The organism is Streptomyces sp. NPDC056361 (genome assembly GCF_042262805.1).
Taxonomy (GTDB): Bacteria; Actinomycetota; Actinomycetes; order Streptomycetales; family Streptomycetaceae; genus Streptomyces.
On the sequence record NZ_JBHJQI010000037.1, the window covers coordinates 57,668 to 65,669 of the forward strand.

The following is an 8,002-nucleotide window of genomic DNA, read 5'->3' on the forward strand; positions in this document are numbered from 1 at the left end:
TACTCTTGTTCACATGTCCGAACCGACCGGTGCCGCCCGCCGACGCGGGCCCTTCAAGGTCGGGGACCAGGTTCAGCTGACCGACCCCAAGGGCCGTCACTACACGTTCACGCTCGAAGAGGGAAAGAACTTCCACACCCACAAGGGTTCCTTCCCGCACGACGAACTGATCGGCGCCCCCGAGGGCAGCGTTGTCCGTACCACCGGAAACGTCGCCTACCTCGCGCTGCGCCCCCTGCTCCCCGACTACGTCCTGTCCATGCCCCGCGGCGCCGCCGTGGTCTACCCGAAGGACGCGGGTCAGATCCTCGCCTTCGCCGACATCTTCCCCGGCGCGCGCGTCGTCGAGGCGGGTGTGGGCTCCGGCTCGCTCAGCAGCTTCCTGCTCCGCGCCATCGGCGACAGCGGCATGCTGCACTCCTACGAGCGCCGTGAGGACTTCGCCGAGATCGCGAAGGGCAACGTCGAGCGCTACTTCGGCGGCCCGCACCCCGCGTGGCAGCTGACCGTCGGCGACCTCCAGGACAACCTGTCCGACACCGACGTCGACCGCGTCATCCTGGACATGCTGGCTCCCTGGGAGTGCCTGGAGGCCGTCTCCAAGGCGCTCGTCCCCGGCGGCATCCTCTGCTGCTACGTGGCGACCACCACCCAGCTCGCCCGCACCGTGGAGTCCATCCGCGAGTTCGGCTGCTACGCCGAGCCGCAGCCCTGGGAATCCATGATCCGCAACTGGCACGTCGAGGGCCTCGCCGTCCGCCCCGATCACCGCATGATCGGCCACACCGGCTTCCTCGTCACCGCCCGCCGCCTCGCGGACGGTGTCGAGCCCCCGATGCGCCGCCGCCGTCCCGCCAAGGGCGCGTACGGCGAGGACTACGAAGGCCCCAACAAGGGCTGACGTCCCGACATCCGAACAACGCCGCCGTCGAGTTCCCCGTCCACCGGAGAGAACTCGGCGGCGGCGTCCTCATGTTCGCGTCCGGACCCCGCCGCCCGCGCTCCGTCACGTGGATTCCGCCGCCCGCACCCCGCCGCCCGCGCCCCCGGACGCCGCCGCCCGGATCCCGGTGCGTCCCGGCCCGCACCGTCCGGAACCGGACGCCGTCGACCCCACCTGTTCCGTCGCCCTGTGACGTGTGGCACGATGCCCGGAAACCACGCCGCACCACCCCCACAGGAGACGTCTCGCGTGCAGCACTCCGCCGCCCCGGACCTCGCGGACCTCGCGCACACCCACGCACGGCCGGCCCACTGGCTGGCCACCGCCACCGCGACGGCCGCGGTCGTCGCCCTCGCGGGCCTGCTCCAGCCCGGCCCGGCCGGAGCGACCGGCGCGGCCCCTGCCGCCCCGCGCCCCGCACCCGCTCCCGAGGCCGCCGGGGCCGACTATCCGCTGGACTGCGGGGGAGGAAGCCGTACGGTCGCCCAGCGCGCCACCGGTGACCTCGACGGGGACGGAAACCCGGAGACCGTTGCGGTCGTGCACTGCGAAGCCGGATCGGGCAACCCGCCGCACGGCCTCTACGTCCTCACCCGCGGCAAGGGGAAGGACGCCCCCGCGCGCGTGGTGGCCACCCTCGTCGAACCCGGGCGGCACCAGAACGTCACCGAGCTCTCCGTCCGCGGCGGAGCGGTGCACGCCACGCTGGTCGGCTACTCGACCCCCGACGTGCCGCGCTGCTGCCCCGACGAGAACGAGCAGGTCAGCTGGCACTGGCAGGGCGGCGCCTTCGTGCGCGCCGGCCGTGCCGACGCGCGCGGCGCCTGACCCGTCACTCCGCGTCGGGTCCGTAGACCTCGACCCGGTCCGCGACCCGGCGCACGTGGATGCAGTCGCCCGGGCACTCCTTCGCGGAGTCCACCACGTCCTGGAGCAGGGGCAGCGGTACCGGCGTCGTCGCCCCCGCGTCCTGGAGGAGTTCGTCGTCGGCGCTCTTCACATAAGCGAGCCCGTCGATGTCGAGCTCGAAGACCTCCGGGGCGTACTGCACGCAGATCCCGTCGCCGGTGCACAGATCCTGGTCGATCCAGACTTCCAGCGCCTCCTCGGCGCCCGTCGCCGGGGCCTCGTGCTGCACGGTCATATCTCCTGCCGTTTCTGCTTCGCGCGGTAAGTCGGGCCACCCCTGACGGGTGTTGGCCAAAGACGACGATACAACCGCCCGCTTTCAAGCGGTGAAGGGTGGGTATTCCCCTGGCGAGAGGGGAAGCGCAAGGGTGAAGATCGGACACACCCCGGAGTCTTTTTGATCTAGGGGTTTCAATCATCACCCACGCAGGTAGGGTCAGGAAGCGTCCAGCTCCCCCTGGAGGAGGTGAGGACCGTGGCAGCCCACGACGACGACATCAACCGCGGCATCCGGCCCGGGCGAGGGTCTGAGGACCCCGCCGGACAGGTTGCCTATCTCGAGCAGGAAATCGCCGTCCTGCGCCGCAAGCTCGCCGACTCTCCGCGCCACACGAGGATTCTCGAAGAGCGGATCGTCGAGCTGCAGACCAGCCTGGCCGGCGTGTCCGCACAGAACGAACGACTCGCGAACACACTCCGTGAAGCCCGCGACCAGATCGTGGCCCTCAAGGAGGAGGTCGACCGGCTCGCGCAGCCGCCGGCCGGCTTCGGCGTCTTCCTGCAGGCCAACGAGGACGGCACGTGCGACATCTTCACCGGGGGCCGCAAGCTCCGGGTGAACGTGAGCCCCAGCATCGAGCTCGACGAGCTCAAGCGCGGCCAGGAGGTCATGCTCAACGAGGCGCTCAACGTGGTCGAGGCCATGGAGTTCGAGCGCGCCGGGGACATCGTCACCCTCAAGGAGATCCTCGAGGACGGCGAGCGCGCCCTGGTGGTCGGGCACACGGACGAGGAGCGGGTGGTGAGGCTCGCCGAGCCTCTGCTGGACGTCACCATCCGCGCCGGCGACGCCCTGCTGCTCGACTCCCGGTCCGGCTACGTCTACGAAGTGGTCCCCAAGAGCGAGGTCGAAGAGCTCGTTCTGGAAGAGGTCCCGGACGTCGACTACGAGAAGATCGGCGGTCTGGGCAACCAGATCGAGCTGATCCGCGACGCGGTCGAGCTCCCGTACCTCTACCCGGACCTCTTCAAGGAGCACGAACTGCGGCCGCCCAAGGGCATCCTGCTCTACGGCCCGCCGGGCTGCGGCAAGACGCTGATCGCGAAGGCCGTGGCCAACTCCCTGGCCAAGAAGGTGGCCGAGGTGACCGGCCAGCCCGCGGGGAAGTCCTACTTCCTCAACATCAAGGGCCCCGAGCTCCTCAACAAGTACGTCGGCGAGACCGAGCGGCACATCCGCCTCGTCTTCCAGCGTGCCCGGGAGAAGGCGAGCGAGGGCACCCCCGTCATCGTCTTCTTCGACGAGATGGAATCCCTCTTCCGCACCCGCGGATCCGGTGTCAGCTCGGACGTGGAGAACACCATCGTCCCGCAGCTGCTCGCCGAGATCGACGGTGTGGAGGGCCTGGAGAACGTCATCGTCATCGGCGCCTCCAACCGCGAGGACATGATCGACCCCGCGATCCTGCGGCCCGGCCGACTCGACGTCAAGATCAAGATCGAGCGTCCGGACGCGGAGGCGGCGAAGGACATCTTCGCGAAGTACCTCACGGCGAACCTGCCGCTGCACTCGGACGACATCTCCGAGCACAGCGGATCCAAGGCCGCGGCCGCCCACGGAATGATCCAGTCCGTGGTCGAGCAGATGTACGCGGAATCCGAGGAGAACCGCTTCCTCGAAGTCACGTACGCGAACGGCGACAAGGAAGTCCTCTACTTCAAGGACTTCAACTCCGGCGCGATGATCCAGAACATCGTCGACCGGGCCAAGAAGATGGCCATCAAGGCCTTCCTCGACCACAACCAGAAGGGCATCCGGGTCTCCCACCTCCTCCAGGCGTGCGTGGACGAGTTCAAGGAGAACGAGGACCTGCCCAACACCACCAACCCCGACGACTGGGCCCGGATCTCCGGAAAGAAGGGCGAGCGGATCGTGTTCATCCGCACCCTCGTCACCGGAAAGCAGGGCGCGGACACCGGACGCTCCATCGACACGGTGGCGAACACCGGTCAGTACCTGTAAAAGCGCGAACCGGCTGCGGATGTCCGGAATCCGGGCATCCGCAGCCGTCGCATTCCGTCGGTATTCCGCCGGGCAGCCCGGGAAATACTGCAAGTGATCTCCCCACCAGCGCGGAGCCGTTCTAGGCTCTTCGGTAACGCCGAGTCGCGCACTGTGAGCGACGCCGGGCAAGGAGGGCCGCATGACCGTACGGCGAGTAATGGGCATCGAGACGGAATACGGGATCTCCGTCCCGGGACACCCGAACGCCAATGCCATGCTCACCTCGTCCCAGATCGTCAACGCCTACGCGGCGGCGATGCACCGGGCCCGCCGTGCCCGCTGGGACTTCGAGGAGGAGAACCCGCTGCGGGACGCCCGCGGCTTCGACCTCGCCCGCGAGGTCGCCGACTCCAGCCAGCTCACCGACGAGGACATCGGCCTGGCCAACGTGATCCTCACCAACGGTGCGCGGCTCTACGTGGACCACGCCCACCCCGAGTACAGCTCGCCCGAGGTCACCAACCCGCGCGACGCCGTCCTCTGGGACAAGGCCGGCGAGCGGATCATGGCGGAGGCGGCCGTGCGCGCCGCCCAGCTCCCCGGGGCCCAGCCGATCCACCTCTACAAGAACAACACCGACAACAAGGGCGCCTCCTACGGCACGCACGAGAACTACCTGATGAAGCGGGAGACCCCCTTCTCGGACATCGTGCGGCACCTGACCCCGTTCTTCGTCTCCCGCCAGGTCGTGACCGGCGCGGGACGGGTCGGCATTGGGCAGGACGGCCGCGAGAACGGCTTCCAGATCAGCCAGCGGGCCGACTACTTCGAGGTCGAGGTCGGCCTGGAGACCACCCTCAAGCGGCCCATCATCAACACCAGGGACGAGCCGCACGCGGACGCCGAGCGGTACCGGCGGCTGCACGTGATCATCGGCGACGCGAACCTGTCGGAGATCTCGACCTACCTGAAGCTGGGCACCACCGCGCTCGTCCTGTCGATGATCGAGGACGGCTTCATCACCGTCGACCTCGCCGTCGACCAGCCGGTACGGACCCTCCACCAGGTCTCGCACGACCCGACCCTCCAGTACCTGGTCACCCTCCGCAGCGGCCGGACGCTCACCGCGGTCCAGCTCCAGATGGAGTACTTCGAGCTGGCCAGGAAGTACGTCGAGGAGCGGTACGGCTCGGACGCGGACGAGCAGACCAAGGACGTCCTCACCCGCTGGGAGGACACCCTCAACCGGCTCGAGAACGACCCCATGAGCCTGGCCGGCGAGCTCGACTGGATCGCCAAGCGGGAGCTCATGGAGGGCTACCGGCGCCGGGACGGGCTGGACTGGGACGCGGCCCGCCTGCACCTGGTGGACCTCCAGTACGCGGACGTGCGCCCCGAGAAGGGCCTCTACAACCGCCTGGTGGCCCGCGGGCGCATGAAGCGGCTCGTGGACGACACCGAGGTGCTGCGGGCCGAGACGGCGCCGCCCGAGGACACCAGGGCCTACTTCCGGGGCCGCTGCCTGGAGCAGTACGCCGACGACGTCGCCGCGGCCTCCTGGGACTCGGTCATCTTCGACCTGCCCGGCCGGGACTCGCTCCAGCGCGTCCCGACCATGGAACCGCTGCGCGGGACCAAGGCCCATGTGAAATCGCTCCTGGACCGCTGCCGGACGGCGGAGGAACTCGTCCGCGTGCTTTCCGGCGGCTGAACCGGGGGCCCGACACGGGCCTGAAATGCCGCGGCACTGGGAATCATGGAATCAGTGCCCGGACGTTGTGGAAACTGCGGGGCCGAAGTCGGACCCGCCCTATAGGGTCTGATCTTGTACGGACTCAACCGAGCGGGCCGAATCGAGCGGGGTGAGGGATATGGCGACCAAGGACACCGGCGGCGGACAGCAGAAGGCGACGCGTTCCACTGAGGAGGTCGAGGAGACCACCACGGAGGCGAGCTCCGACCTCCAGGAACGCCAGGAGAAGCTGAGCGAGGACGTGGACTCCGTCCTGGACGAGATCGACGACGTGCTCGAGGAGAACGCAGAGGACTTCGTGCGCTCGTTCGTTCAGAAGGGCGGCCAGTAGCCGCCTCGCGCGCCTGTCGTCTCCGTCCCCGGAGCCCCGGAGAAAGCCGCGGGCCCGGGGACGGATGACAGGCGGTGGCACGGGTATGGTCCGTGCACAGCAACCAAGATCGCCCCGCGCTCCGCACGGCGGGTCGACTCTCCCACCCGGAAGGAATCGCGTGGAAGCCAACCCTCGTAGCACCGGGCGTCTGCCGGCGGCCTTCCTGACGCCGGGCTCGTCCTCGTTCATGGACTTCCTGGCCGACCACTCGCCGGAGATGCTCCCGGGCAACCGGAAGCTCCCGGAGGGCATCGTCGAGGCCCCGCACGGCACGACCATCGTGGCGGCCACCTTCCCCGGCGGGGTCGTCCTCGCCGGTGACCGGCGGGCCACCATGGGCAACATGATCGCGCAGCGGGACATCGAGAAGGTGTTCCCGGCGGACGAGTACTCCGCCGTCGGCATCGCCGGCACCGCGGGCCTGGCCGTGGAGATGGTCAAGCTCTTCCAGCTGGAGCTGGAGCACTTCGAGAAGGTCGAGGGCGCGACGCTCTCCCTGGAGGGCAAGGCGAACCGTCTCTCCACCATGATCCGCGGCAACCTCGGCATGGCCATGCAGGGCCTCGCCGTCGTTCCGCTCTTCGCGGGCTGGGACGAGAGCAAGGAGAAGGGCCGGATCTTCTCCTACGACGTGACCGGCGGCCGCTCCGAGGAGCACGGCTTCGCCGCCACGGGCTCCGGCTCGATCTTCGCGCGCGGGTCGATGAAGAAGCTGTACCGCGCCGACCTGACCGAGCAGCAGGCCACCACGCTGGTGGTGCAGGCGCTGTACGACGCGGCGGACGACGACTCGGCGACCGGCGGGCCGGACATGGCGCGCAGGATCTTCCCGATCGTCACCGTCATCACCGACGAGGGCTACCGCCGGCTCAGCGAGGCCGAGTCCTCCGAGCTGGCCCGGTCGGTCACCGAGCGGCGTCTCGAGCAGCCCGACGGGCCGCGCGCCGCCCTGCTCTGACCGTTCGTCGCCCGTAGAAGCCCTTCAGACCGGAAGAAAGGGACGGTAGCCGGTGTCCACGCCGTTCTATGTCTCACCCCAGCAGGCCATGGCCGACCGGGCCGAGTACGCCCGCAAGGGCATCGCCCGGGGCCGCAGCCTCGTCGTCCTCCAGTACACCGACGGCATCGTCTTCGTCGGCGAGAACCCGTCGCGCGCCCTCCACAAGTTCAGCGAGATCTACGACCGGATCGGCTTCGCGGCCGCCGGCAAGTACAACGAGTACGAGAACCTCCGCATCGGCGGTGTGCGCTACGCCGACCTGCGGGGCTACACCTACGACCGGGACGACGTCACCGCGCGCGGCCTGGCCAACGTCTACGCCCAGACCCTGGGCACGATCTTCTCCAGCGCGGGGGAGAAGCCGTACGAGGTGGAGCTGGTCGTCGCCGAGGTCGGCTCCGAGCCGGAGGGCGACCAGATCTACCGGCTGCCCCACGACGGCTCGATCGTCGACGAGCACGGCTCGGTCGCGGTCGGCGGCAACGCGGAGCAGATCAGCTCCTTCCTCGACCAGCGGCACCGGGACGGCATGTCCCTGGCCGAGGCCCTGAAGCTGGCCGTCCAGGCGCTGTCGCGGGACACCAACGGCACCGAGCGGGAGATCCCCGCGGAGCGCTTGGAGGTGGCGGTCCTCGACCGCACGCGTCCGCAGCAGCGCAAGTTCAAGCGGATCGTCGGCCGCCAGCTCTCCCGTCTCCTGGAGGCGGAGAACGCGGCCGTGACGAAGACGGACGAGCCCTCGGACGAGGCTCCCGAGGAGTAGTCGGCTCGGCCCGGAGGGGCCCCGGTCCGCACGGACC

Annotated in this window: 9 protein-coding genes; 8 read left to right on the plus strand and 1 reads right to left on the minus strand. The window is 69.3% G+C overall.

Features of this window, described 5'->3' with window-relative positions:
- Window positions 1–13 precede the first annotated feature (13 nt).
- From ACFCY7_RS15040 to ACFCY7_RS15050, 3 genes are all read left to right on the plus strand, one after another.
- Entirely contained in the window at window positions 14–901 is an 888-nt protein-coding gene (locus ACFCY7_RS15040; RefSeq protein WP_015032448.1) for a tRNA (adenine-N1)-methyltransferase, read from the plus strand.
- Between the two features lie 109 nt (window positions 902–1,010).
- The gene (locus ACFCY7_RS15045) at window positions 1,011–1,136 is read left to right on the plus strand and encodes a hypothetical protein (protein WP_376484842.1); all 126 of its coding nucleotides are present in this window, start codon (window positions 1,011–1,013) and stop codon (window positions 1,134–1,136) included.
- Between the two features lie 11 nt (window positions 1,137–1,147).
- A complete protein-coding gene (locus tag ACFCY7_RS15050) occupies window positions 1,148–1,771 on the plus strand; it encodes a hypothetical protein (protein ID WP_376484845.1) in 624 nt (207 codons plus the stop codon).
- Window positions 1,772–1,775: 4 nt separating this feature from the next.
- On the opposite strand, the gene ACFCY7_RS15055 is transcribed toward ACFCY7_RS15050, so the two are convergent.
- The gene (locus ACFCY7_RS15055) at window positions 1,776–2,087 is read right to left on the minus strand and encodes a ferredoxin (protein WP_033204991.1); all 312 of its coding nucleotides are present in this window, start codon (window positions 2,085–2,087) and stop codon (window positions 1,776–1,778) included.
- A 240-nt stretch (window positions 2,088–2,327) separates the two neighbouring features.
- On the opposite strand from ACFCY7_RS15055, the gene arc reads away from it, so the two are divergent.
- From arc to prcA, 5 genes are all read left to right on the plus strand, one after another.
- Window positions 2,328–4,094 (plus strand): proteasome ATPase, encoded by a 1,767-nt coding sequence (gene arc / locus ACFCY7_RS15060; protein ID WP_376484846.1) that lies wholly within the window; start codon window positions 2,328–2,330, stop codon window positions 4,092–4,094.
- 181 nt (window positions 4,095–4,275) lie between these two features.
- Window positions 4,276–5,787 (plus strand): depupylase/deamidase Dop, encoded by a 1,512-nt coding sequence (gene dop, locus ACFCY7_RS15065; protein ID WP_376484848.1) that lies wholly within the window; start codon window positions 4,276–4,278, stop codon window positions 5,785–5,787.
- Between the two features lie 160 nt (window positions 5,788–5,947).
- Window positions 5,948–6,160: a ubiquitin-like protein Pup gene (locus tag ACFCY7_RS15070; RefSeq protein ID WP_053194491.1), complete on the plus strand. Its 213-nt coding sequence runs from the start codon at window positions 5,948–5,950 to the stop codon at window positions 6,158–6,160.
- Window positions 6,161–6,320: 160 nt separating this feature from the next.
- Window positions 6,321–7,160: a proteasome subunit beta gene (gene prcB / locus ACFCY7_RS15075; protein ID WP_376484850.1), complete on the plus strand. Its 840-nt coding sequence runs from the start codon at window positions 6,321–6,323 to the stop codon at window positions 7,158–7,160.
- Between the two features lie 52 nt (window positions 7,161–7,212).
- Window positions 7,213–7,965, plus strand: a complete 753-nt coding sequence (prcA, locus tag ACFCY7_RS15080; RefSeq protein ID WP_376484852.1) for a proteasome subunit alpha — start codon at window positions 7,213–7,215, stop codon at window positions 7,963–7,965.
- Window positions 7,966–8,002 lie beyond the last annotated feature (37 nt).